16 protein-coding genes are annotated in these 24,221 nt (G+C 58.5%); 10 read left to right on the forward strand and 6 right to left on the reverse strand.

Going from position 1 to position 24,221, the window contains the following annotated elements; all coding sequences use genetic code 11:
- Window positions 1–2: 2 nt before the first annotated feature.
- Window positions 3–356: a thiol-disulfide oxidoreductase DCC family protein gene (locus tag FDP08_RS14430; protein WP_137436823.1), complete on the reverse strand. Its 354-nt coding sequence runs from the start codon at window positions 354–356 to the stop codon at window positions 3–5.
- Window positions 337–1,716, reverse strand: a complete 1,380-nt coding sequence (locus FDP08_RS14435) for a CHAD domain-containing protein (protein ID WP_137436824.1) — start codon at window positions 1,714–1,716, stop codon at window positions 337–339. The genes FDP08_RS14430 and FDP08_RS14435 overlap by 20 nt, the downstream gene beginning before the upstream one ends.
- Before the next feature lie 229 nt (window positions 1,717–1,945).
- Between FDP08_RS14435 and FDP08_RS14440 the strand changes: the two genes are divergently transcribed.
- The 7 genes from FDP08_RS14440 to FDP08_RS14470 all read left to right on the forward strand — a co-directional run bounded on the left by FDP08_RS14440 (window position 1,946) and on the right by FDP08_RS14470 (window position 11,019).
- Window positions 1,946–3,622, forward strand: coding sequence for a methyl-accepting chemotaxis protein (locus FDP08_RS14440; RefSeq protein ID WP_137436825.1), 1,677 nt, complete (start codon window positions 1,946–1,948; stop codon window positions 3,620–3,622).
- Between the two features lie 102 nt (window positions 3,623–3,724).
- Complete coding sequence (locus tag FDP08_RS14445; RefSeq protein ID WP_137436826.1) at window positions 3,725–4,795, forward strand: TRAP transporter substrate-binding protein; 1,071 nt, start codon at window positions 3,725–3,727, stop codon at window positions 4,793–4,795.
- Window positions 4,792–5,919 (forward strand): spermidine/putrescine ABC transporter ATP-binding protein PotA, encoded by a 1,128-nt coding sequence (gene potA / locus FDP08_RS14450; protein WP_137436827.1) that lies wholly within the window; start codon window positions 4,792–4,794, stop codon window positions 5,917–5,919. The genes FDP08_RS14445 and potA overlap by 4 nt, the downstream gene beginning before the upstream one ends.
- Window positions 5,912–6,772 (forward strand): spermidine/putrescine ABC transporter permease PotB, encoded by an 861-nt coding sequence (gene potB / locus FDP08_RS14455; protein WP_137436828.1) that lies wholly within the window; start codon window positions 5,912–5,914, stop codon window positions 6,770–6,772. Before potA ends, potB begins: the two co-directional genes overlap by 8 nt.
- Window positions 6,769–7,539 carry a spermidine/putrescine ABC transporter permease PotC gene (gene potC, locus FDP08_RS14460; RefSeq protein ID WP_137436829.1) on the forward strand — a complete coding sequence of 257 codons (771 nt, stop codon included), beginning with the start codon at window positions 6,769–6,771 and terminating at the stop codon, window positions 7,537–7,539. The genes potB and potC overlap by 4 nt, the downstream gene beginning before the upstream one ends.
- Window positions 7,536–8,579: an extracellular solute-binding protein gene (locus tag FDP08_RS14465; protein WP_137436830.1), complete on the forward strand. Its 1,044-nt coding sequence runs from the start codon at window positions 7,536–7,538 to the stop codon at window positions 8,577–8,579. Before potC ends, FDP08_RS14465 begins: the two co-directional genes overlap by 4 nt.
- Before the next feature lie 166 nt (window positions 8,580–8,745).
- The gene (locus FDP08_RS14470) at window positions 8,746–11,019 is read left to right on the forward strand and encodes a sensor domain-containing diguanylate cyclase (protein WP_137436831.1); all 2,274 of its coding nucleotides are present in this window, start codon (window positions 8,746–8,748) and stop codon (window positions 11,017–11,019) included.
- Window positions 11,020–11,035: 16 nt separating this feature from the next.
- On the opposite strand, the gene FDP08_RS14475 is transcribed toward FDP08_RS14470, so the two are convergent.
- From FDP08_RS14475 to FDP08_RS14490, 4 genes are all read right to left on the reverse strand, one after another.
- On the reverse strand, window positions 11,036–11,476 hold the full coding sequence (locus tag FDP08_RS14475; RefSeq protein WP_137436832.1) for a universal stress protein: 441 nt from the start codon (window positions 11,474–11,476) through the stop codon (window positions 11,036–11,038).
- A 32-nt stretch (window positions 11,477–11,508) separates the two neighbouring features.
- Window positions 11,509–12,792 carry a TRAP transporter large permease gene (locus tag FDP08_RS14480; protein WP_137436833.1) on the reverse strand — a complete coding sequence of 428 codons (1,284 nt, stop codon included), beginning with the start codon at window positions 12,790–12,792 and terminating at the stop codon, window positions 11,509–11,511.
- A 34-nt stretch (window positions 12,793–12,826) separates the two neighbouring features.
- Window positions 12,827–13,420 (reverse strand): TRAP transporter small permease, encoded by a 594-nt coding sequence (locus FDP08_RS14485; RefSeq protein ID WP_137436834.1) that lies wholly within the window; start codon window positions 13,418–13,420, stop codon window positions 12,827–12,829.
- 107 nt (window positions 13,421–13,527) lie between these two features.
- Window positions 13,528–14,556 carry a TRAP transporter substrate-binding protein gene (locus FDP08_RS14490; protein ID WP_137436835.1) on the reverse strand — a complete coding sequence of 343 codons (1,029 nt, stop codon included), beginning with the start codon at window positions 14,554–14,556 and terminating at the stop codon, window positions 13,528–13,530.
- 182 nt (window positions 14,557–14,738) lie between these two features.
- Here FDP08_RS14490 and recC point away from each other — a divergent pair, with 182 nt between their 5' ends.
- The 3 genes from recC to recD are packed head-to-tail and all read left to right on the forward strand — an operon-like array spanning window position 14,739 to window position 24,189.
- Entirely contained in the window at window positions 14,739–18,302 is a 3,564-nt protein-coding gene (gene recC / locus FDP08_RS14495; protein ID WP_137436836.1) for an exodeoxyribonuclease V subunit gamma, read from the forward strand.
- Window positions 18,299–22,006 carry an exodeoxyribonuclease V subunit beta gene (recB, locus tag FDP08_RS14500; protein ID WP_137436837.1) on the forward strand — a complete coding sequence of 1,236 codons (3,708 nt, stop codon included), beginning with the start codon at window positions 18,299–18,301 and terminating at the stop codon, window positions 22,004–22,006. Before recC ends, recB begins: the two co-directional genes overlap by 4 nt.
- Window positions 22,003–24,189, forward strand: a complete 2,187-nt coding sequence (gene recD / locus FDP08_RS14505) for an exodeoxyribonuclease V subunit alpha (protein WP_137436838.1) — start codon at window positions 22,003–22,005, stop codon at window positions 24,187–24,189. Before recB ends, recD begins: the two co-directional genes overlap by 4 nt.
- Window positions 24,190–24,221 lie beyond the last annotated feature (32 nt).

Genomic DNA, 24,221 nt, shown 5'->3' on the forward strand with positions numbered 1-24,221 from the left:
AGTTAAACCTCACAGGTTCCGCAGGCGTATTTCCGATCGTAGCGTTTGTCTGCCCAGCTTTCGTAGATGCGCTCTGCAACGGGGTAAATGACCGGCCAGAGTAACGGCTTGAAAAAAAATCCCAGGCGGGTGTGAGACCAGGCACGCACGTTGGCGGGCAGGCCAATCACCCAATTGCCGTCGCCGGTCAGCAGGTGGAGCCGGCGTAGCAGCGCCTCCCGATCTGGCAGCATACCCTTGCGGTTCTGCTGGGCGTGGATGTCCGCGAACACAAGATCCCCCCGCTGCAGTTTCCTCAGAGTACCGATTTCCTTTGCGCACAAAGGGCACTGGCCGTCATAGAACAGGGTGTCCATCAATACCTCCTAGGGTGAGTATGTCATCTCGCACGCTGGTTTTTTCAGCCGTCAGGCCTGCTATCAGGTCATTCAGTCCTGCTACGGGCTCAAGCATGTCGGGTTCGGTGGCGATACCGTTGCGAAAGGACGTCAGCATATCGATCTGCACGCGCAGATCCTGAAAATCACCGAATCGGTGTTGGCGTTGTTTCAGTTGTCTGAGCATTTTCCGGAACGCAGGTTTGTTCAGCTCGGCCAGGTAGCGTATGCGTTTCAGCAGTTTCCGCAGGCTATGGTAGTCGTCGTCTGGTGCCTGCTGGCTCAGTTGCTGCGTTAACGTGTTGTATTGCTTTATACGCCTGTTCAGCGCTTTCCGGATGTCTGCCGTTGTCAGTTTCCGGGTCTTTTTTTCAAAGTAGTGGGATGTGATGAGCTGGTGCCAGCTGTCCATGTCCTTGCGGTATTTCTTGCCGGCCATTCGCTTGGCGAGCGCGCGGTGCTCAAGGTCTGCCAGGTTGGCGAAATGACTTCTGGCGCCTGAGCTGACCAGCGCCGATTGTGTCTCTGCTTTAAGTTGCCACCGCTCCAGGTCCGCAAGGAATACGTGCAGGTCTCTGAGCTGGCTGGTGGCCCGGGCATGCCTTTTCAGTGCCTTGGTTGCCTTGCGCAGGTCGGAGTCGCCGCCTGTCTCGCTGACGGATTCGGCGATGGCGCGGCTACGCCGGATGGCAATGCGGTACTGGTGCAGGAATTCGTCATCAAAGCCCCGGATAACCCCGGTTTCGAGATCCCGTATGCGCTGGTACTGGTGTTGCAGTGTCTCGGGGATGTGTCGGGTCAGAGGTGTGTCTTCGTTGCCCGGGAGCTTCAGGCGCTTGCGGTTGAATTGCTCATAACTGACATCTTTGGGCGTAAGGAACTGTTTCAGTCGGCCTTTGTTCCGCGCCAGCTTGTGCCAGTTTTTTACCGGCAGTGCTATCTGCATGAAGCCGCATGTCGGAAAACTTTCCGGCGCCTGTTTCAGCAGGTAGCCCGCCAGCTCTTCCAGGGCGGGATTGTGGCCAATCAGGGTGATGCTCTCTTCTTCCTGCCGCTCCCGTAGCCAGTCAATCAGCAACTTGTGGTTAAAGGTGTAGAGCGCAGGTTCTACGTAAGTGTTCCGACGCAAGTCTCCCGGAATAAGTCCATCCAGGGTCTGCTGTGCGCGGGTCGCATTACTACAGAAGATCGGGCCATCCAGAACGCCTGCCGCACGCACCGCTTTACTCATGGGGCCAAGCTGTTTTCGCCCCCTGCTGTTCAGGGGGCGCTGGTGATCACCGAGGCTGTCATCGGCCCAGCTCGATTTGGCATGTCGAATCAGATACAGGTATTTCATCCGCGCCTCTGAACAGGAGCCAGGCCTTTCGTCTAAATCCGGTTCAAGCCCTTCAGCTATTGGCCGATAACCCTTTAAACACGAAATGCCGGGACGCTAACGAATTGCGGCATGGAAGTACGAGGATGCAGCCTGCCTGTTTACGTACGTTTTACAAACTGGAACACACCCGGGCGCACCATTGTGGATAATTGCGCACAGTATCCAACATTTTTCGGAGTAATAACCAATGAACTTACTGAGCCGGCTACGCATTCGTTCCCGTCTGTTGCTGGGCGTTCTTGTTCCGGTAATGATTACGGCGGCGACCCTTGCCTGGATTACCGTTGCCCAGATAAAGAGTGGCGGCGAGGCCGAGCTTGAGCGACTGGAGGCCAGCCTGCTGGACTCGCGCAAGGAAGGATTGAAAAGCCTGGTAGATGCAGCCCGCTCGGTGGTTCTGGAAGCCAAGAATGATCCGGACCTGTCAGACAGGGAAGCCCGTGAAGCGGCCAGGAACCGCCTGCGTTCCATAAGGTTTGAAGGCGGCAACTATGTGTTTGCCTACGCCCGTGACCTGGAAAACCTGGCTTATGCGCCGGATCCTTCCCGGGAAGGGCCTACCACCAATCCGGATGTGCGGAAACTGATACGGTCACTGTTCGATGCGGCAGAGGGCGATGGCTATTTTGGTTATGACTGGCCCAATCCGGCGTCCGGCGAGGTTGAGCCCAAGGTGTCCTTTGCCACCATCATTCCGGATTGGGGCTGGATGATTGGCACCGGCGTTTATGTCACCGATATTGAAGAAGAAATCGCCACAGCCCGGGCCGATATCGAACAGGAAATCGCCGAGACTCTGGGCTTTATTGTACTGGTAACCGTGATTGTGGTGATCATTGCCCTGTTGATCGGTGTCTTCGTTGGCCGCACTGTCACCAACCCGCTGAATCGGGTTATCGCCCTGATGAAGGACATTGCCGAGGGTGAGGGTGATCTCCGCCACCGCCTCCCAGACGAAGGTAGCGATGAACTGGCGGAGCTGGGCCGCCGATTCAATGCCTTTATCGTGAAAATCCAGGACACCATACGGGAAGTGGGTGCGACGACCGATCAGGTTGCGTCTGCCGCTGAAGAGCTCAGCCGCGTTGCCACGGAAACCCGGGCATCGGTTCAGGAACAGGGCTCGGAGACCGACCAGATTGCCTCGGCCATCAACGAAATGGCCGCGACCATTCAGCAGATCTCCGGCAATGCCAACGAAGTGGAAAGTGCCGCTTCCGATGCCGACAAGCTGGCCCGGGATGGCGGTGAGACCATTGCCAACGCCCAGTCTTCGGTCAACCAGCTTTCGGACGAAATTGAAGCAAGCTCTACCCGCATCAGTAACCTGGCCGAAAAGACCGACGAGATCACCCAGGTGCTGGATGTGATCCACGCGGTTACCGACCAGACCAACCTGTTGGCACTCAATGCCGCCATTGAAGCTGCGCGTGCCGGCGAGCATGGCCGTGGTTTCTCGGTAGTTGCCGATGAGGTACGGCAGTTGGCCAAGCGCAGCGCGGAATCCGCAGACCAGATTCGTGGCATGATCGATGGCTTCGTGACCGAGTCCCGCGCAGCCGTTGAGCGGATGGACGCCTCCCGCAGCCGTTCCACTGAAACGGTCGAGCGGATCAACCACGCCACGGATGCCTTGCGGACCATCGAAAAATCCGTGGGGCATATCCACGATCAGGTCACCCAGATTGCCACGGCGGCTGAGCAGCAAAGCCAGGTGGCCGAGGAAATCAATCAGAACGTAGTGCGTATTGTGGATGCGGCTCAGCGCAGCGATACCGGTGTTACCCAGACCAACGAAGCCAGCCACGAGCTTGCGCGGCTGGGTGAGAACCTGCGGGATCTGGTGGGGCAGTTCAAAGTATAAAACCTTTGCTATCGGCCGGTTGACGATTGGCGTCAGCCGGCCAGCAAGCTATGATGTGAGCCGTATGTTCCAACTCCAATAATAACGGAAAAGGGCTCGCTTATGTTTTCTTTCAAACCCCTCCTGACTGCCCTGGCTCTGATGCTGTCTTTGACAAGCACATCACTGCTGGCGCAAGAAACCTACACTATCCGCCTTGCTGAAACCTGGGGGCCTAACTCCCCGATCCTGGGCGAAACACCGCGCAACATGGCGGCCATGGCCGAAAAGATGTCCGGTGGCCGCCTGCAGTTCCGCATCGATTCCTCGAATAAGCACAAAGCACCGTTTGGCATCTTCGACATGGTGAAAGCGGGCCAGTACGACATGGGGCACACCGCCTCCTACTACTACAAGGGCTCGATTCCTAACGCCATGTACTTCACTACTGTGCCTTTCGGAATGATCGCGCCTGAGCAGTACGCCTGGTTCTACCACGGTGGCGGCATGGAGCTGATGCAAAAGGTCTACCAACCCCATGGATTGCTGTCATTCCCCGGTGGTAACACCGGCAACCAGATGGGCGGCTGGTTCCGCGAGGAAATCGAGACTGTGGAAGATCTCCAGGGCCTTAAAATGCGAACGCCCGGGTTTGCTGGCGAGGTCATGTCCGAGGTCGGTGTGGCTGTGACCAATATCCCCCCGGGTGAGCTATACAGCGCGCTGGAAAGAGGCACCATCGATGCTCTGGAGTGGGTAGGCCCGGCACTCGATTTCCAGATGGGTTTCCACCAGATTGCCAAATACTACTACTCGGGCTGGCAGGAGCCGGGCGCGGAAGTGCAGTTCCTGATCAACGAGAAAACCTGGAACAAGCTCCCGCCTGAACTGCAGGAAATCCTGCGGGTTTCCATGCGCACCGCCGCCTATGACATGTATATCCAAAGCACCCATGAAAGTGGTATCGCCTGGGATCGCATGAAGGAAGACTATCCGGACGTAACTCACAAGACGTTCCCACCGGAAGTCATCGAGGCGCTGCGAGAGGCGACCGACAAACTGCTGGCGGAAGCGGCACAGAAGGATGAACTGGCAAAGGAGATCATCACCTCCCAACACGACTACCTGCAACAGGTTCGCCAGTGGACGAATATTTCCGATAAGGCCTACCTGAACAGCGTTTCGAGTGAATGAAGGAAGCGCTCCTCTCGCTGAAGAACGTCTCCAAGGCGTTCGACGGCAAAACCGTGCTGGACTCGCTGGACCTGGACATTCTGGACGGCGAGTTCATCACGTTGCTGGGGCCATCGGGTTGCGGTAAAACCACACTTCTGCGACTGATGGCTGGCTTCGAGCAGCCGGATGCCGGATCGGTGATCCTGTCCGGCCACGACATCACCCATGCCGCCCCCGAGCATCGCCCCCTCAATACCGTATTCCAGAATTACGCGTTGTTTCCCCACATGTCGGTGTACGACAACGTTGCCTACGGCCTGAAAATGGAGAAGCGGCCAAAAGATGAAATCCGTCAGCGCGTGGATGACGTGCTGGCGATGGTGCAGTTGCAGGACTTCGCGCGCCGCAAGCCACATCAGTTGTCCGGCGGCCAGCAGCAACGGGTGGCTATTGCCCGTGCGGTGGTCAAGCGTCCGCAACTGCTGTTGCTGGATGAGCCGCTGTCTGCCCTGGACTACAAGCTGCGCCGTACCATGCAGGTTGAACTGAAGCGCCTGCAGCGGGAATTGGGGATCACCTTCGTGTTCGTCACCCATGACCAGGAAGAGGCCCTGTCGATGTCGGACCGGGTGGTGGTGCTGAAAGACGGTGAGATTCAGCAACTGGGCACGCCCCGTGAAATCTACGAGCGGCCTGCTAACCTCTTTACAGCGCGGTTCGTGGGCGAAACCAACCTGTTTCCCGGTTATCTTGCGTCTGTGGCTGCGGATGCCATTACGGTCGATATCCTGGGGCTGCGCCGTACCCTGCAGAAACCGGCATTCGATGTGCGTAATGGTGAGCAGGTCAACGTGCTGCTGCGCCCCGAAGATATTCGCGTGCTTGCTCCCGAGGACGAACATGGCCTGGCCGGAAAGATCGTGGAGCGCAACTACAAGGGCAGCACACTGGACTCGGTGATTCACCTGGAAGATGGCACTGAAGTGCTGGCCAGCGAATTCTTTGATGAGGACGACCCCACCTTCGACTATAAACTGGGTGAGCCGGTAAGGGTCAGCTGGGTGGATGGCTGGGAGTGGTTGCTGCCGGTAGAACCGGAACCGGTGAACGAAGAGGCGGAAGGGCTGGCCACGGATGCATAGAGTGCTTCAGCAGCCCTTCAAGACTGCTGTGCTGGTTCTGGTCTGGGGCTGGCTTCTGCTCCTGGTGCTCACCCCCAATCTGCTGGTGGTGGGTGCCAGTATGATGACCCGGGATCCGGGCACCTTCCTCTCGCTGCCACTGAATCTCGACAGTTACCGGCAACTGTTCGATCCCCTGTACCTGGATGTCTTCCTCAGCTCCCTCTACATGGCGGGAGTAACCACCTTTTTCTGCCTGCTGATCGGCTATCCCTTTGCCTGGGCTCTGTCTGGCCTGGGCAAGCAGCGCCAGACCCTGCTGATTTTCCTGCTGATCGTTCCCTTCTGGACCAATTCCCTGGTGCGCACCTACGCCCTGAAACTGCTGCTGGCCACCAACGGTCTGATCAACAATGTGCTGATGGGAGCGGGGATTATCGACGAGCCATTGAAAATGCTCTACACCGAAGGCGCGGTGATTATCGGGCTGGTTTACCTGTTGCTGCCATTCATGATCCTGCCGCTGTATTCCGTGTTCGATGATCTCAGGCAGGAGCTGTTGATGGCCTCACACGATCTGGGGGCAGGCAAGTTGTCCACCTTCCTGCACGTAACCATTCCGTTGACCCTGCCCGGTGTATTGGCAGGCGTGATGCTTGTGCTGCTGCCGGCCATGGGCCTGTTTTTTGTGGCGGACATACTGGGGGGCTCCCGCAACCTGCTGGTGGGAAACGTTATCAAGAACCAGTTCCTGGATGCCCGTGACTGGCCCTTCGGTGCCGCTGCCAGCATTCTGCTCACGGTGGCCATGGCGGTATTGCTGTTTGCCCACAAGCTCAGCCAGCGGCGGCTGGGTGAGGAGGCGCCGACGTGACCCGCTGGCTGCCGAAAACCTACCTCACCCTGGTGTACGTGTTGCTTTACCTGCCAATCCTGGTGCTGGTGGTGTTTTCCTTCAACAGTTCCCGTACCGGCTACCGCTGGGGCGGGCTCAGCCTCGAGTGGTACCAGTCGCTATTCAACAACCACGCCATGGTGCAGGCCATGTGGAACTCCCTGTGGCTGGCACTGGTGGCCGCTACGGTATCGACCGTCATCGGTGCGTTGACGGCGCTGGCGCTTCACCGCTATCGCTTTCGCGGCAAGCGCATGCTGCGGGGCATGCTGTTTGTCGTCATGATGTCGCCGGAGATTGTGCTGGCCATCTCGCTACTGGCGCTGTTCCTGCTGGTGGGGCTGCAGCTGGGGTTTGTGTCCCTGCTATTGGCCCACGTAACCTTTTGCCTGCCATTCGTGGTGATTACCGTGATGGCCAGGCTCAGCGGATTTGATGAAAGCCTACCGGAAGCGGCCCGGGACCTGGGAGCCAATGATTTCACCATGACCCGCACGGTACTGATTCCGGTGATCATGCCGGCGTTGCTGGCCGGCTGGCTGCTGGGTTTCACCTTATCCCTGGATGATGTGGTGGTCAGTACGTTCGTGAGTGGCCCCAGCTATGAAATTCTGCCATTGCGGATCTACTCTATGGTGCGTGTGGGTCTGAAACCCGAAGTGAATGCTTTAGGCACCCTGTTACTGGTATTTTCCCTGACGATGTTGATGCTGTCTCAATGGATACTGACAAGGAGCAAACGATGAAAAAACTGGCGCTGGCAGGCCTGGTGGTTGCGACTCTGACCGGATGCAGTTCCCAGGAGGAACCGCAGATAATGAACCTGTACAACTGGTCTGAATACATGCCGCAGGAAGTACTGGACCGCTTTGAAGAGGAAACCGGTATCCAGGTGATTTACACCACTTACGACAGCAATGAGGCCATGTACGCGCGGCTCAAACTGCTGGACGAAAGCGGGGATTACGATCTGGCATTGCCATCCACCTATTACGTGAACAAAATGCGCAAAGAGGGCCTGCTGGAGAAAATTGATCGCGAGAAGATTGAAGGCTTTGAAAAGCTGGATCCCGAGCTGATCAACCTGGAGATCGACCCCGACAATGAATACAGCGTTCCCTACCTGTGGGGCACCACGGGCCTGGCCTATGATGCCAACGACGTCGACGGCGGCGAAGTAACGGCGTGGGAAGACCTCTGGAACGAGAAATACGAAGGCCGTGTGATGCTCACCAACGACATGCGCGAGGTTTTCCACATCGGTCTGCGGGTTCTCGGTTACTCCGGCAACAGCACCGACCCGGATGAAATCAGGGAAGCCTACGAAAAGCTCACCGAGCTGATGCCTTCGGTGCGCACTTTCAACTCTGATGCGCCCCGCATGCCGTACCTGGAAGGTGAAACCGATATCGGCATGATCTGGAACGGCGAAGCTGTTATGGGCAAGGAAGACATGCCTTCACTGGAATACGTCTATCCGGAAGAGGGAACCATTGTGTGGCTGGACAGCTTCGTGATTCCCAAAAATGCCGGGAATCCGGACGCCGCTCACAAGTTCATCAGCTTCGTGATGCAGCCGGAAATTTCCGCACTGATCAGTGAAGATATTGGCTATGCCACGCCCAATCTTGCTGCCCGTGAACTGTTGAGCGACGAAGTCGCCAATGACCGCACCAGCTATCCAACAGCAGAGGATCTCACTAACGCCGAATTTCAGAAAGACGTGGGTGACGACGCCATGCAGGTGTACACCAGGTACTGGGAAATGCTGAAGTCCGGGCAATAACTGTGTTTCCCGGGAAGGTACCCCGGAGTTGATGCTCCGGGGCGTGAAAACGTTTTGCTGGCCGGCGCAGTCAAGGCTTGAGTTTATCGTGCCCTTGAGAGAGTTTACTGGCACGGGTGTTCTATAATATAAGCACTGTATCCTCAAGCGACAGGCGCCGTACTGTATGCAGAAGCTGTTCCCCCCACAGGTAGGAAGCCTGATCCTCCTCGTTATCCTGAGCTTTTTCGGCGCGCAGGCGGCTAATGCCGCCGTTGACTTGGAAGAGGGCTGGGAATATCGCTGGGGTGATTCGCCGTTCACTGAAGACGGCGTTCCGGAATGGACACAGGCAGACGAGCCGGATCAATGGCAGGCCATCGGTTTTCCGTCCAATCCTCCAGGGCGAAATGGCCGTGAACACGTCTGGTACCGCGTCACCTTGCCGGAGGGTGAATGGCAGGAACCCGTGCTCTACATCTTCAGCGTGGATCTGATCGTGCAGGTCTGGCTGGATGGCGAGAACATCTACCAGTACGGTACCTTTGATGATCAGGGCCGGGGGCGTTTCGAGGGGTGGCCCTGGCATGCCATCCCATTGCCGGAGGGGTTCGAGGGCAAGCAGGCGTACTTTCGGATCTTCTCGGATTACACCGATATAGGTCTGTGGGGCGAAGTCTCCATCATGAACCGCCCAGACCTTGTGCTGTTTATCCTCAAAAACTCCCTTGATGCATTGGTTATTGCCGGGTTTTCCGCCCTGATTGCGTTGTTGTCCCTGATTTTTGCCCTGCTTCAGACCGAGAAAAAGAGCTTTGGCAGCATTGCCCTGTTTTCATTGTCATCGGCCCTGTTGCTGCTTTCCGAAAGCCAGGCAAGCCAGCTGCTCTGGAATGCTCCACTGGCCTGGGATTACCTGGCAGCCGGCTCCTACTATATGTTGCCGGTGGCCATGGCTTTGTTGCTGGAACAGTGGTTTTCGGAACACCGTCCTTGGCTGATCAACCTGGTGTGGAAAATACACCTGGTGTATGTGGTTGCCGCCATCGGGTTGGCGTTAACAGGGGCTGTGGACCTGTCATCCACATTCCCGCCATTCGATGCCCTGCTACTGGCCTCACTTGTCATGATCGCCGTTGTCGTGGTCAGGCGCTTTCGTGACCTTCGGATTGAACAGCAGGTCATACTCGCCGCCTACGGCATATTCTGCAGCCTTCTGGTGGTGGATATGGCGGTCGCTCATGGCGTTCTCCCCTGGTGGCGGGTGCCGGTCAGTTGGGGCACGCTGATATTCTCATTGGCGGTGGTGCTGATTTCACTGTGGCACTACGCCCGCACCCAGCAGGCGTTGCACCAGTTAAACCTGTCGCTTGAGCAGCAGGTTGCCGAGCGAACGGAAAAGGCAGAGGCCCTCGCCCGTCTTGAGCAAGCCAGGGTTCGGTTGCTGACTTTCGAGAATGAGAAAACCCGCGTTCTCAATGACATCATTGCGGAGTTACAGGATTGCATTACCCTGAACCAGACGTTCCCTGTTATGGCACGACGGCTTCCGGACCTCTGCAGCCCCCTCAGAGGAAGACTTTACCAGAGGGTCGATGACGGCAGGGCCTACATGTTGCTGACACGCTGGGGCTACGCGGGAGAACCAGAATCGCCTGCCCGGATCGAAACTCCCGATGGTCCACCGCCGCAGAATCATATTCCAGCCCGTTACAGTGCCGAATCCGGTGAGTCCTGGTCTGAGTGGCAAGAAGATGTGAATGGCTCCCTGTGCCTCTGGATTAATATCCAGTCGGCAACAGAAGGGCAGATAACCATGGCTTTGTTGTTTGTCGAGGTGCCGAAGGAATTCGCTGGAGAAAGTACGGATTACGGTGCTGCCAGGCTATTTCAGGCGCTGAGCCAGGGGCTCCAGAAAATCGGCATTGCGCTTTCAAGCATTGGCTTGCGGGAGGAATTGCACAAATACTCTTATGAAGATGCGCTGACCGGACTGAAGAACCGCCGCTACTTCGATCAGTTGTTCGAGCACGAGTCCGCGGTTGCCCTGAGAAGTGAGCAGCCACTGTCCTTGCTGATTGTGGATATCGATCTCTTCAAACAGTTCAACGATACCCATGGCCACGAGGCCGGTGACTCGGCCCTGAAAGCGGTAGCGGGCAGGTTGGCCAGGCACTTCCGCGACAGTGATGTGGTGTGCCGCTTTGGTGGTGAGGAGTTTGTCATCATCATGGCAGGCTCCAACGCCAAAGCCGCCTGTGACAAGGCAACGGAGCTTGCCCGGGCGATTCGATCAATGCCGATAGAACACAGTGGTACCGACCTGGGCCATGTCACTATCTCGGTAGGTGTTGCAAGCTGGCCCGAATGCAGCGAATCCCCCGATAGCCTGCTGGGGCTCGCCGATCGGGCACTTTACCGAGCCAAGGAGGCCGGGCGGGACAGGGTAGAGGTGGCCTGAGGTGCCGAAAAGCGCTCTATACCACCAAAACCGGACACTTCGCCTTGGAAGCGACGCGGTGCGACACGCTGCCAAGCAGCATGCCGTCCTTGTCGCTGTGAGTGCCCCGGCTGCCGAGCACAATCAGGTCCACGTCTTTTTCCTGGGCAAACTTGACGATAACGCTGGAGGGGCGCCCGGCCTTGACGAACCCCCGGACTTTCACCGCACCCTTCTCTTTTGCCTTTTCCTTGGCATGGTTGACGATATCCTTGGCGTATTCCGATAACGCCTTGTCAGGGATATCCATGCGTTCGGGGCGCTCAATCGACATGGATGCCTCAAACAGGCTGTGGTGTTTGTAAACACAGATCAGATAGATCTCGGCATCCATAAGCTTCTGCAGTTCAATGGCCTTGTCCATGGCCTTGAAGGACGACTTGGAACCGTCAACGGCCACCAGGATCTTTTTGAACATGATCTTCTCCCTGAAATTGGTCTTTGCGGCCCTTAGCGGAACGCCATGTCACGCAGGAACAGCGCAATTTGCGGGAAGGCGATGAGCAGCCCCGCAGCAGCCACCAGCATAAAGATAAACGGTGGAGTGCCGCGAATGACCTCCCAGTACGGGCGCTTGAATATGGCTATGGCAGTGAATATGTCACACCCGAAGGGTGGTGTTGCCGAGCCGATGGCCACCTGAAGTGTAATCAGGACACCTACAAGTACCGGGTCCAGGCCGGTGGATTCAATCGCCGGGGCAAAAATCGGTGTCAGTACCAGAATCACCACAATCGGATCGACAAACATACAGGCGACGAAGAAGGCAATACAGATGGTAACCATGACGCCAACCGGCCCCATATCAGCGATACCGACCGATTCAAGAATCGCCTGGGGAATCTGGGCAAAGGAAATAATCCAGGAGAAGCCCGTACCCACTGCTACGAGGATGAACACCACAGCGGTAATCAGGCCTGTGGATTTTGCGATCCGGTAAATGTCCGGCAATTTCAGCGAGCGGAAGACCACGAATTCCAGGAGGAAGGCGTAGAGCACGCAGACCGCAGCTGCCTCTGTCGGGCTGAAAATGCCGCCATAGATGCCGCCGACAATAATAACCGGGAAAAACAATGGCCATAGAGCCTCGCGCATGGCTACGCCTCGTTGGCCCCATGTGGATTTTTCCTCGGTGGGCAGATTGTTGACGCGAGCATAGATCAGGCAATAGATCGAAAACATGAACAATATCATCAGGCCCGGCCCGATGCCGGCAATGAACAGTTCGGCAATCGAGGTCTCGGAGATAACCCCGTAAATAATAAAGCCGATACTGGGAGGGATCAGAAAAGCAATGTCACTGGAGTTGATGATCAGTGCCAGGGAGAAGGAGTCGGAATAGCCCGCTTTGAGCAGTTTTGGCCGCAGGGGAGAACCCACAGCCACAACCGTTGCCTGGGTTGATCCGGACACGGCACCGAACAGGGTGCAGGAGGTGGCGGTACTGATGGCCAGTCCGCCTTTTACATGGCCTATGAACGCCATGACCATGTTAATCAGCCTGTCCGCGGACTGACCACGGGTCATAATATCCGCTGCCAGAATAAACATCGGTACCGCGATCAGCGATGCCGGACGAATACCCGCCATCATCTGCTGTACGAAGGTTCCCATCTGTCCGAAGCCATCGAACATCATCACGAAACCAACAACAGCACCGGCGATCAAAGGCACCATCATCGGGAAGCCCAGCAGAAGCAGCCCGATCATGATCACCATCATTATAGTTGCCATGATTTCTTTCCTTTTTTAGTGCAGCTTCAGAGGGTCAGACCTCGGACTCGGAGTCCGAGTAACCATCGATCACACCGGTAGACAGATAAACATCCTTGCTGGTGAAGTTCTTGATAGCCGTAAGGAAATACTGAATGCCGGTGATGGCGAAACCGACCGGTGCCCAGATGTATATCCACCAGATTTCGATCCCAAGCGCAGGGAGAATCAGCCCACGGCTGGCAAGAGTTTCGATGTAAAAATAGGAGTGGTAACAGAGGAAAAACATTAGCACCGAGGTGACCAGAGCAATGAAGATCATGAGTACTTTCCGCCCTTTGGGGGGAATAGCGTCGTAGATCGCAGACATCCTGATATGCCGGCCATGGCGGGCCGCATAGCCGATGCCGGCGAAGGTAATGAGGATAATCAGTATCCGGTTAACCTCACCTGAAAAGAACATGCCCTCGCCCAACACATACCGCGCAATAACATTGGCGCAAGTGTTCAGTGCCATCAGGATCACGCCCATGGCGAGCATGACAGCCTCTACTTTACTGATAAAGACATCAATGGTTCCCAGAAATCCGGGCAAGCCAGACTCAAAGGAGCCGGTGTCATCGTTTAAATCCGGGGAATTATCAGACATGGGAACGCTCCAAAGCATCCCGCTCCCGACCGATGGAGAGGGCCCCGGTGGGGCGGGATATATGCAAAAGCTCCGCCGGCGGACCGGCGGAGATCATTCCTTACATATTAATTATTCTCAACTTCTTTGAGATCTTCATGGAACTGGTTGAGCAGTTCTTTGCCGCTCTCGCCAGTCATTTCGATGAACTTGTCTTCTACCTGCGGTGCGCGGGCCTTGAAGGCTTCGATCTGCTCATCATTCAGACGGGTAACGGTCACTTCGTCGCTGGCCGCCTTGATTTTCTCAAGGGCTTCAGCGGCGAGGCCATCAATGTGAACAATGATCTTCTCGAATGCGTAGTCAGCTCCGTCCTCGATAAGCTTCTGATCCTCGTCAGACAGCCCTTCGTAAAAATCCAGGTTGGCCATCATTGCAGTTGTGAACCAGCCGTGACTGGTAAAGGTCAGGTGCGGAGACACTTCGTACAGACCGCCGGACTCGATCCAGAAGATCGGGTTTTCCTGCCCCTGGATCATGTTGGTCTGCAGTGCGCCGTATACCTCGCCCCAGGGCAAAGGTGTCGCCGTCGCACCAAAGGCGTTGTAGGTTTCGGCCAGCAGCGGGTTGGTCATAACCCGGATCTTCTTGTTTTTGAAGTCCTCGGGCTTGGTAATCGGCTCGTTAGCGGTTACGACCATCTCGCCTTCCGGGTACATCTGCAAAAGCTTAAGGCCGTTCTCAGCATAAAGCTCTGGGAACCTCTTGTTAATGGCCTCACTTTCACGGAAGAACTCAATCACCGTGTCCATGTCGGTCGGCATGAGGTAAGGAATGAAGAAAATCTGGGCTTCCGGAATCAGGGAACCGGTGAAGCCGGGGGACTGGTTTACAAAGTTGAGGATGCCCGACTGGGTCTGCGCCATGATGTCGTCGGATTCGCCAAGCTCACCAAACCGGTAGACCTGAATGGTGTGGTCGGAGTTGTCTTCAATGTATTCCTTGAAATCGTAAGCGAATACGTCCTGAACATCACCTTCGTATTCTTCGTGCGCATAGCGCCAGGTTGCGGCGTTTACCGAATTGGCCGCTGTCATTGCGGCAAAGGCAAACGCAGAAAATCCTGCCAGTTTCTTGAACTTGCTTATGGTACTCATCGCGTTGTCTCCGCTTATTTTTTTGCTGAAATGAACTGTTACATTTTATTAGACTGGCAAAACAATCCCGATTTCGCAAGAAATTGGCAAATTTACCTGGCGCCGGAGGCTACCCGTCCCGGCAGCCCGTTCAAGTTGTGATAGGCTCTCAGTTCTTAACCGAAAATACACACAGGGCAGGTATGCCAGCGACGCCATCCATTGAGCCCGGCTTTCACGCCATCCATGCCAATCATCTGGAAGACCTGCGCCGGGCAGTGGTCTGGATCTGTCGGAACAGCCCTTTGCCGCCCCTGGAAAGTGAAACCTTTCTGGTGCAGAGCAACGGCATTGCCCAGTGGCTCAAGCTCGCCCTGGCGGAGGATCCCTCCAGTCCCGGGGCGGGCAGCAACAATGGCGGCATGGGTGTCGCTGCAGGCATGGATTTCCTGTTCCCCGCCCGCTTTATCTGGCAGGCCTATCGTGCAGTGTTGACCCACGCCGGGGTGCCGGAACAGTCGCCTTTCGACAAGTCCCGCCTGGTCTGGCGTCTGTTCCGGTTGCTACCGGATCTGATAGCCCAGGACGGCGTGTTTGCCCCGCTGCAGAGATTCATGGCCGGCGCGGATACCGAAACACGCCGCTACCAGTTGGCCGGCAAGATTGCCGATCTGTTCGACCAGTATCAGGTGTTCCGCGCCGACTGGCTTGCTGACTGGGAAGCCGGGCATGACCGCCTGCAGATGGCCAGGGGCGAATACCGGGAGCTGGGCGAGGAGTTGCGTTGGCAGGCGGTACTGTGGCGCAAACTGGTAGCGGATGTTGGTGAACTGGCCGGCACCAGCCGCTCGCGCATCCATACCCGTTTCATGGAGGAAGGGCAGACGCTGACCGCGGCAGACCGACCGGCAGACCTGCCCAGGCGCATTGTGGTGTTTGGCGTTTCCTCACTGCCGAAGCAGGCACTGGAAGCGCTATCGATCCTCAGTCGGGTCAGCCAGGTGGTGCTCTGCGTCCACAACCCCAGCGAGTTCTACTGGGCGGACATTATCAGCGATCGTGACCTGCTGAATGCCGACCGCAAGCGGGGGCTGGCCCACCCGAAACTGGCACAACTGACCGACCCTGATGATCTGCACCAGCACGCCAACCCGCTTTTGGCAGCATGGGGCAAGCAGGGGCGGGACTATATCCGCCTGCTGGACGAATTTGATAATCCGGAGGCGTATAAAAGCCGCATCGCCACGCCGGACGGCCGCATTGATATCTTCACGCCTCACGGCGAACCGGAACAGCCGTTGCTGCTGCACCAGATCCAGAACGATATACGCACGCTCACATCGCAACAGGAGATGCTGGACCAGAAGCGCAGCCTGGACCCGTTCCGGGACGATTCCGTGGTGTTTCACAATGCCCACAGCCCACAGCGTGAAGTGGAAATTCTCCATGACCAGTTGCTGGCGGCGTTCAACAGCAACCCGGTGCTTCGGCCCCGGGATGTGATTGTCATGGTGCCGGATGTGGATACCTACGCACCCCACATCCAGGCAGTCTTTGGCCGCTATCCGTCGTCGTCCCGCCGCTATATTCCGTTTACCATTTCAGACCAGGGCCAGCGTCACCGTCAGCCGGTATTGATTGCGCTGGATACCCTGATGGCCCTGCCGGAAAGCCGCTTTGGTGTCAGCGAGATCATCAGCCTGCTGGAAGTGCCAGCGGTACGGAGCCGGTTTGGCATTGCCGAAGGCGACCTGCCCCTGGTGCGTCAGTGGGTTGAGGGCGCCAATATCCGCTGGGGCCTGCACAGTGACCACCGTAGTAGCCTCGACCTGCCCGATGGTCTGGAGCGCAACACCTGGCAGGCCGGCCTGCGGCGGATGTTGCTGGGCTATGGCACCGGCCGCGACGACCCCTGGCAGGGTATTGAGCCCTTCGAGGAAATTGGCGGCCTGCAGGCCAGTGTGGCCGGCAATCTGTGCCGCTTCATCGACCGGCTGGAAGATCTCTGGCACGAACTCCGGGCTACCGCAACACCGGCAGGCTGGCTGGATCTGCTGCAATCGATACTCGAACGTTTCTTCGATGACCTGTCAGACGACGAGCTGCTGCTGGTGAACCGTTTGCGCCGGCAGGCGGAGCAGTGGCTTCAGGACTGCGACAGCGCCGGCATGGGAGAGGTAGAGCTGCCCCTGAATATCGTTCGCGAAATCCTGCTGGAAGGGTTGGAGGAGGGCGGCCTCAACCAGCGCTTCCTCGCCGGCAAGGTCAATTTTGCCACCCTGATGCCGATGCGAGCCATCCCGTTCCGGCACGTGTGCCTGCTGGGCATGAACGATGGCGATTACCCCCGCTCCCGCCCGCCGGTGGATTTTGACCTGATGGCCCTGGATTACCGGCCCGGCGACCGTTCCCGCCGGGAAGACGACCGTTACCTGTTTCTGGAAGCCCTGCTGTCCGCAAGGGAGCAGCTTTATATCAGCTGGGTAGGGCGCAGTATTCGCGACGACTCAGAACGTCCACCGTCGGTACTGGTCAGCCAGCTCCGGGATCACCTCGATGCGGTCTGGCAGGTGGCGGCATCCGACGAGTCAGCCTCCGTTGCCCTGACCATTGAACACCCGCTGCAGCCCTTCAGCCGCGAGTACTTTCCTGATGTGAACGACGTTCCGTCCGCGCGTCGGCTGTTCACCTACGACAGCGAATGGCTCAGTGCCCACCAGTCCCGGGCAACTGAGGCGGAGCAACCGGTGCTGAGCTATCTGCTACCGGCAGGCCCGATCACCCTGGGTGAGATCGGTGCCTTTCTTAAACGACCGGTAGAGATCTTTTATCAGCGTCGACTACAGGTACGTTTTACGGATGTGGAGAGCCTGGATACCGACAACGAAGCGTTCGCCATGGATGGCTTGCAACACTGGCGCCTGGAGGATGAGCTGATTCGTCAGGCAGTGATGAAAGCCGGTAACGAAGCTGAACTGCAGCAACGTCTGGACAGCTCCCTTGCCAGCATGGCCCGCCGGGGCGAGCTGGGCATGGGGCTGACGGAGTACGCTCTGACCCGGCAGCTGGAAAGCCGCATGCCGGACCTGCACAGGCGCTACCAGGAAGCCCTGACCCTCTGGCCCGAGGCCATTGAAGACGTGACGGGCTTCGACTACCACCATCAGCGTGGTGAAGATTCCGTGGCTGTCAGCGACCTTCTTGGCAATCTGCGCACCCGGCCGGATGGCGCCGTGTGCAGGGTAGTGATTGCCAGCAGCAACCTTCTGGAAGGGTCTGGTGGTTCTCGCCAGCTGCGATTCCCGGCCCTGCTTGACCACTGGGTGACCCACCTGGCGGGCAACCTGCGCTTTGAGGCTTTCCATACCCTGGTCATCGCCAAAGAGGAACAGCGCATTGTCAACCTGTTGCCCATGGACAGTGCGGCCGCCGGCGAATGTCTCGCGAAGGTGCTGGATGCCTGGATGCAGGGTCAGACACAGCCGCTGCCGGTGGACTCCGGGGCAGCCTTCGCCTATCTGCGGGGTTTTTATCCCGCCAGGGGTGAGGGCAATGAAGACAAAGCGCTACAAAAAGCCGAGGAGGCCTACAATAAGTCCCTTGCCCGGGACAGCGGCTACCTGCACAGGGCTTTCCCGGAGTTCGGGCAGTTGCTTGCCAGTGAGCAATTTGTGCAACTGGTGTCGGCGTTGTACGAACCGCTCTGGCATGCGGAGCAGGCGGGCCGGGCAAAGAGCAATGGCGCTAACAGGGAGAAAGCGTCATGACCGGAAGCGTTCGCAAACTCGACCCCCTGACACTGCCACTACGCGGCAGCCAACTGATCGAAGCCAGTGCCGGCACCGGAAAAACCTTTACCCTGGCACTGCTCTATGTGCGACTGGTGCTCGGGCATCGCACTGCCGAAGAGTCCCTTGGAGAGGGCATCATGCCCCCCCACCTGCTGGTGGTGACCTTTACCGAAGCCGCCACCAAGGAACTCCGGGACCGTATCCGCGCGCGCCTGACCGAAGCCGCGGCCCTGTTTGCAGTGCAACCGGATACTGTGGATACCGCCGCAACGGCGAAAGACCCGCTGGTCAACCTTCGCAATGCGTGTCCATCGGCGGACTGGCCGGCCTGTCGTCGCAAACTGCTGCTGGCCGCGGAATGGATGGACGAGGCGGCCGTTTCCACCATCCATGGCTGGTGCAACCGCATGCTCAGCGAGCACGCCTTTGACAGCGGCAGCCTGTTCCGTCAAACCCTGGAAACCAGCCAGACCGATCTGCTGGACACCGTGGTGCGGGATTACTGGCGCACTTTCGTGTATCCGCTGCCGCCTGAATTGATGAGCGAGGTGCTGGATAACTGGAAAACCCCGGAAAGCCTGCGTCAGTCCGTTCGTAACCTGTTGCCTCATGTCGATGCCCTGCCTGTGCCGGAGCGTGATCCGGTGGCAGCCGCAGATCACGCGAAAACCCGACGTGAGCAGAGACTCAGGGAGCTGAAAGCCCCCTGGCCGGCCTGGTGTGATGAACTGGATGAATTGCTGTCGGAGACCGGCAAGCGCAAACCCAAACCCCTGCACGGCACTACGAAAAACTCCATCCAGAAGGCTGTGGCTTACCTGCGGGAATGGGCCACCACGGACGCCGCCGAACCCCATGAATTCCTTTCCAGCAAACGCACCAAGGGCTTCGATACCCTGGAAGCCGACGCTTTTGCGGAAAAATGGACCGGCGATGACGAGCCGCCCCATCATCCGGCCATGGACGCCATCGCCGAGCTCAAACCGGCTCTCAAAGCCATGCCGGTGGCAAAACCGGACATTCTCAACCACGCCGCCTGCTGGATTGCCAAACGTCTGGACAGTGAAAAGCAGCGCCTCGCCAGCATGGGCTTTGACGACCTGCTTACCCGCCTGGATGAAGCCCTGGGCGGCCCTCAGGGCGGGCGACTGGCCGAGACCATTCGCCGCCAGTTCCCGGTGGCGATGATTGACGAATTCCAGGACACCGACCCGGTCCAGTACCGGATCTTTGATCGCATCTACCGGGTGGCCAGTAACGACCAGGACACCAGCCTGCTGATGATCGGCGACCCCAAACAGGCCATTTACGGTTTCCGGGGTGCGGATATCCATACCTATCTGGACGCCCGCCGTGCCGTCAGCAGCCGCACCTATACCCTGGGCACCAACTTCCGCTCCGCTGTTGCCATGGTGGATGGCGTCAACCGTGTGTTTGCCCGGGCGGACCAGTCGCTGCCGGAAGGGGCATTCCTGTTCCGTACCGCCGAAGACAACCCGCTGCCATTCAGCCCGGTAAATGCCAAGGGTACCGACCAGCAGTGGTGCGTGCAGGGCCAGCCACAGCCGCCACTGACGTTCTGGACCCTGGCGGATGACCGACCTATTGCCAAGGAAGCCGGCAGGGAGGCGATGTCGGAGGTCTGCTCGGCGGAGATTGCCCGCCTGCTGAACCTGGGGCAGGCCAGTGAGGCCGGGTTCGGGGCTGAAGGCAAGCCGCTGGAGCAGTTGCGACCAGAACACATTGCCATCCTGGTGAACAAGCGTGACGAGGCGGATGCCGTCAGGCGGGCGTTGAGTGCGCGGGGTATTCGTAGTGTGTACCTGTCAGACCGCAATTCGGTGCTGCAATCGGCGCAGGCGATGGAGTTGTTGCAATGGCTGCAAGCCTGCGCCGAGCCCGGCCAGTTGTCACTGATTCGCGCGGCGTTGGCCACACCCACCATGGGCCTGGCCTACCAGGACCTGGACCGGCTGCTCAGCGACGAGAACGCGCTGGACAGGGAGATCAACCGCTTCCAGGGCTATCGGGAACTCTGGCAACAGCAGGGCGTTCTGCCCATGCTGCGACGTCTGCTCATGGACTACGAAGTGCCGGCCAAATTGCTGGCCGGGCCGGACGGTGAACGCGGGTTGACTGACATCCTGCATATTGCCGAACTGCTGCAGCAGGACAGCCAGCAACTGGACGGTGAACATGCCCTGATCCATCACTACACCGAGATGCTGCGTGAGTCCGACGACGAGGACGAACACCGCACTATGCGCCTGGAGAGTGACGCCGGGCTGGTCAAGGTGGTCACTGTGCACAAGTCCAAAGGCCTGGAATACCCGCTGGTTTTCCTGCCGTTCGCCACCGAATTCCGTGAGGAAAAACCGAACCAGGCCTTCATCAAGTACCACGACGATGAGGGCAAACTCCGGATTTCCCTGGAACCGGATGACGACACTCTCGCCCGGGCTGACCGTGAACGACTGGGCGAGGATATCCGCAAATTCTATGTCGCCCTGACCCGCTCCCGCCACGCCACCTGGGTAGGCGCCGCCGGTATCAAGGGCTGGCGCCAGAGCGGCCTGGGGCACCTGGTGGGCCGTGAGGCCAGTGAGGACGACACTGATCTGATGCCCTTCCTGCAGGCTATGGCCGCCGGCGAGCCCGCGATCGAGGTAGCGCCGGTGCCTGAGCCCGGGGACGATGTTTATGCCGGTGAAACGGAACCCGAGCTTGGTAAGGCTCTGGAGCCCGTGCGTGAAGCGAAGGAAAACTGGTGGATTGCCAGCTACTCCGCTATCACCTATGGCGCCCGTAGTCGTTTTGATGGCGAGTTTGCCCCCGCCAGTGAGGACCCGGAACAGGAGAACCTGCGAGAGGAAGATGAAAGCACAGGCACCGATATCGCAGCCTCAACCGATGCAGTGGCCAAAGGCCCGCTTCCCTTCAACCAGCACAGCTTCCCCAGGGGGGCCGGCCCGGGCACCTTCCTTCACGATATTCTGGAGTGGTGCGCCACCCAGGGATTCCGAAAGGTAGCCCACACACCGGATGATCTCCATGAATTGCTGGAACGTCGTTGCAAACTGCGCAATTGGAGCGACTGGGTGGAGACTCTGAAAACCTGGATCCACACGCTGGTCACTGCGGATATTCCCCTGCCGGATAGCGGGGGGAGCTGCTCCCTAGCAGGTCTGGAAACCTTCCGACCGGAGCTGGAATTCTGGTTTGAAAGCCACCAGGTAAATACCCGCACCATGGACAAACTGGTTCGCCAGCACACCCTGAATGGCGAGAACCGGCCGGAAGCCCACGAAACCACTTTCAACGGTATGCTCAAGGGCTTTATTGACCTGGTGTTCGAATACGGGGGCCGCTACTACGTGCTCGACTACAAGTCCAACGTCCTGGGGGAGGATGACCAGGCTTATACCAACGACGTGATGATAGAGAAAATCCTCGAAAATCGATATGACCTGCAGTACGTCATTTACCTGTTGGCTCTGCATCGCCTGCTGAAGTCGCGGCTGCCGGACTATGACTATGACACCCATGTTGGCGGTGCGGTCTACCTGTTCCTGCGAGGATGTGACACACCTGGCGCCGGCGCCTTCACTGAGCGGCCGCCCCGTGAACTGATCGAGCAACTGGACCGGCTGTTCAGTGGTCAACAGGAGAGGGCAGCATGACGGGGGACAGCGGATACATCCAGGACCTGTTCGACGAAGTGCCGGCGCACACGGCATCCTTGCCTGGCAGTGCTCCTGAAGCGCTGACTCTGCTGGACGACTGGGTCGAGCGCGACTGGATCCGTGCCCTGGACCATGCTTTCGCGGCTTTTGTCTGCAACATTGTCAGTGAACAGGGCGAGCAACCGTCGGCCATGCTGGCATTGCTGGCCGCCATGGTTTCTCACCAGGTGGGGCGTGGACATGTCTGCCTGGATATAAACCACCTTTGCCGCGACACCGAACCCACGCTGGTGCTGCCGCCGGAAGGCGTGGGCGCACTTCCGGCTGATAGCCTGCGGCCCTCCGACCTGTTTGCCGACGTCAGCCCGGGCGAACTTGTTGCGCTTCTCGGGCAAAGCAGTGCGGTGGGTGACGGCGAGCAGGCGACTCCACTGATACTGGATGGCTCCCGGTTATACCTGCGCCGTTTCTGGCGCTACGAGCAGGCCATTGCCGGCGGTATACGGATGCGTCTGGCAGACCGCGCGGAGCTGGTGGATTCAAGCCTGCTGGCCCGTGCGCTGGATACCCTGTTCGGGACTGGTCAGGAGCCGGATTATCAGAAAATAGCCTGTGCTCTTGCAGCCCGGAACCGATTCAGCGTGATCACCGGTGGCCCCGGCACTGGCAAGACCACCACGGTGGTGAATCTGCTGGCGGCCCTGCAGTCGGTGGCCCGTGAATCGGCCGGTGCTGATGGTGTCAGCCCTTACCTGCGTATTCGTCTGTCGGCACCTACGGGCAAGGCCGCTGCAAGGCTGAGTGAGTCCATCGGTGGTGCGGTTGATCGCCTGCCCCTGGAACAGCTGCCGGGCCGGCCCGACAGGTCGGCTATTCCCACCCAGGTCACCACATTGCACCGGTTACTGGGTAGCCGGCCAGGTTCGCGGAAGTTTCGCCATAACGAGGATCACCCTCTGCCGCTGGATATTCTGGTCATTGATGAAGCCTCGATGGTGGATGTGGACCTGATGGCCTCGGTGTTCGCGGCGTTGCCCGATAAGGCCCGGCTGATCATGTTGGGCGACAAGGACCAGCTGGCCTCGGTGGATGCCGGCGCGGTGCTGGGGGAGCTCTGTCAGCGTGCCGAGGCTGCCCACTACCTGCCGGAAACGGCGCAATGGCTCGAATCGGTCACCGGATGCCAGTTGCCATCGCCGTTGACGGATACTGACGGCCTGCCCCTGGACCAGGCGGTTGCCATGCTCCGCAAGAGCTATCGCTTTGACGAACACAGCGGTATCGGCGTGCTGGCCATAGCCACCAACGCAGGCAAACTGGACAGGCAGCTGATCAGCCAGTGCCGGGAACAGGCCTTTGAAGACGTGGCCTGGCTCACGGCGGATAGTGGTTCTGCCCGCGCTGGCGCCAACGCACCGGGCACGGAGCTGTTGGCTGGCCACGCCCTCACAGGCAGCCGGGAACGTTTCCGGAACAATGGTGAGGGGCGTCTGGTCAATAACGAGCCGGTCGACCCGCCTGTGGGTTATGGCCATTACCTGCGTATCATCCGCGACCAGAAACCCGGCGCCGCCGGTGAAACCGAAGGGCGCGAACACTGGGACCACTGGGCGACCGACGTGCTTGAAGGGTTTAACCACTTCAAGGTTCTGTGTGCGCTGCGCCAGGGCCCATTCGGGGTGGAAGGGCTTAACCGGGAGATCGCCGGGCGCCTGTGCGGTGCCGGCCTTGTCGATCGCACCGAGGGCTGGTACGAGGGCCGTCCGGTACTGATTACCGGAAACGACTATAATCTGGGCCTGATGAATGGCGATATTGGCGTCACCCTGAGTGTGCCCTGGGATCGCAACGACGCCGGTGAGTCGGTCGATACCCTGCGGGTGGCCTTTCCGTCCAGTGACGGCAGTGGAACCATCCGGTGGATATCCCCAAGCCGGTTGCAGTCCGTGGAGACCGTCTACGCCATGACGGTGCACAAGTCCCAGGGCTCCGAGTTTACCCACGCCTGCCTGGTGATTCCGGACCGCCTGACCCCGGTATTGACCCGGGAGCTGGTCTACACCGGCATCACCCGTGCCCGTCACTGGCTGAGCCTGGTGGTGAGCCAGCAAGGCGTTCTCAAAGAGGCGGTGGGACGCGGGGTGATCAGGGCATCAGGACTGGCAAGATTGTTGTCGTGACTTGCCGGCCATTACTAACCCGCAGCACGGAG

It is taken from the genome of Marinobacter panjinensis, assembly GCF_005298175.1.
Lineage (GTDB): Bacteria > Pseudomonadota > Gammaproteobacteria > Pseudomonadales > Oleiphilaceae > Marinobacter > Marinobacter panjinensis.

Coding starts and splice junctions, on each gene's coding strand:
- FDP08_RS14430 (WP_137436823.1), bottom strand. CDS start 356: ATGGACACCCTGTTCTATGACGGCCAGTGCCCTTTGTGCGCAAAGGAA.
- FDP08_RS14435 (WP_137436824.1), bottom strand. CDS start 1,716: ATGAAATACCTGTATCTGATTCGACATGCCAAATCGAGCTGGGCCGAT.
- FDP08_RS14440 (WP_137436825.1), top strand. CDS start 1,946: ATGAACTTACTGAGCCGGCTACGCATTCGTTCCCGTCTGTTGCTGGGC.
- FDP08_RS14445 (WP_137436826.1), top strand. CDS start 3,725: ATGTTTTCTTTCAAACCCCTCCTGACTGCCCTGGCTCTGATGCTGTCT.
- potA (WP_137436827.1), top strand. CDS start 4,792: ATGAAGGAAGCGCTCCTCTCGCTGAAGAACGTCTCCAAGGCGTTCGAC.
- potB (WP_137436828.1), top strand. CDS start 5,912: ATGCATAGAGTGCTTCAGCAGCCCTTCAAGACTGCTGTGCTGGTTCTG.
- FDP08_RS14465 (WP_137436830.1), top strand. CDS start 7,536: ATGAAAAAACTGGCGCTGGCAGGCCTGGTGGTTGCGACTCTGACCGGA.
- FDP08_RS14470 (WP_137436831.1), top strand. CDS start 8,746: ATGCAGAAGCTGTTCCCCCCACAGGTAGGAAGCCTGATCCTCCTCGTT.
- FDP08_RS14475 (WP_137436832.1), bottom strand. CDS start 11,476: ATGTTCAAAAAGATCCTGGTGGCCGTTGACGGTTCCAAGTCGTCCTTC.
- FDP08_RS14480 (WP_137436833.1), bottom strand. CDS start 12,792: ATGGCAACTATAATGATGGTGATCATGATCGGGCTGCTTCTGCTGGGC.
- FDP08_RS14485 (WP_137436834.1), bottom strand. CDS start 13,420: ATGTCTGATAATTCCCCGGATTTAAACGATGACACCGGCTCCTTTGAG.
- FDP08_RS14490 (WP_137436835.1), bottom strand. CDS start 14,556: ATGAGTACCATAAGCAAGTTCAAGAAACTGGCAGGATTTTCTGCGTTT.
- recC (WP_137436836.1), top strand. CDS start 14,739: ATGCCAGCGACGCCATCCATTGAGCCCGGCTTTCACGCCATCCATGCC.
- recB (WP_137436837.1), top strand. CDS start 18,299: ATGACCGGAAGCGTTCGCAAACTCGACCCCCTGACACTGCCACTACGC.
- recD (WP_137436838.1), top strand. CDS start 22,003: ATGACGGGGGACAGCGGATACATCCAGGACCTGTTCGACGAAGTGCCG.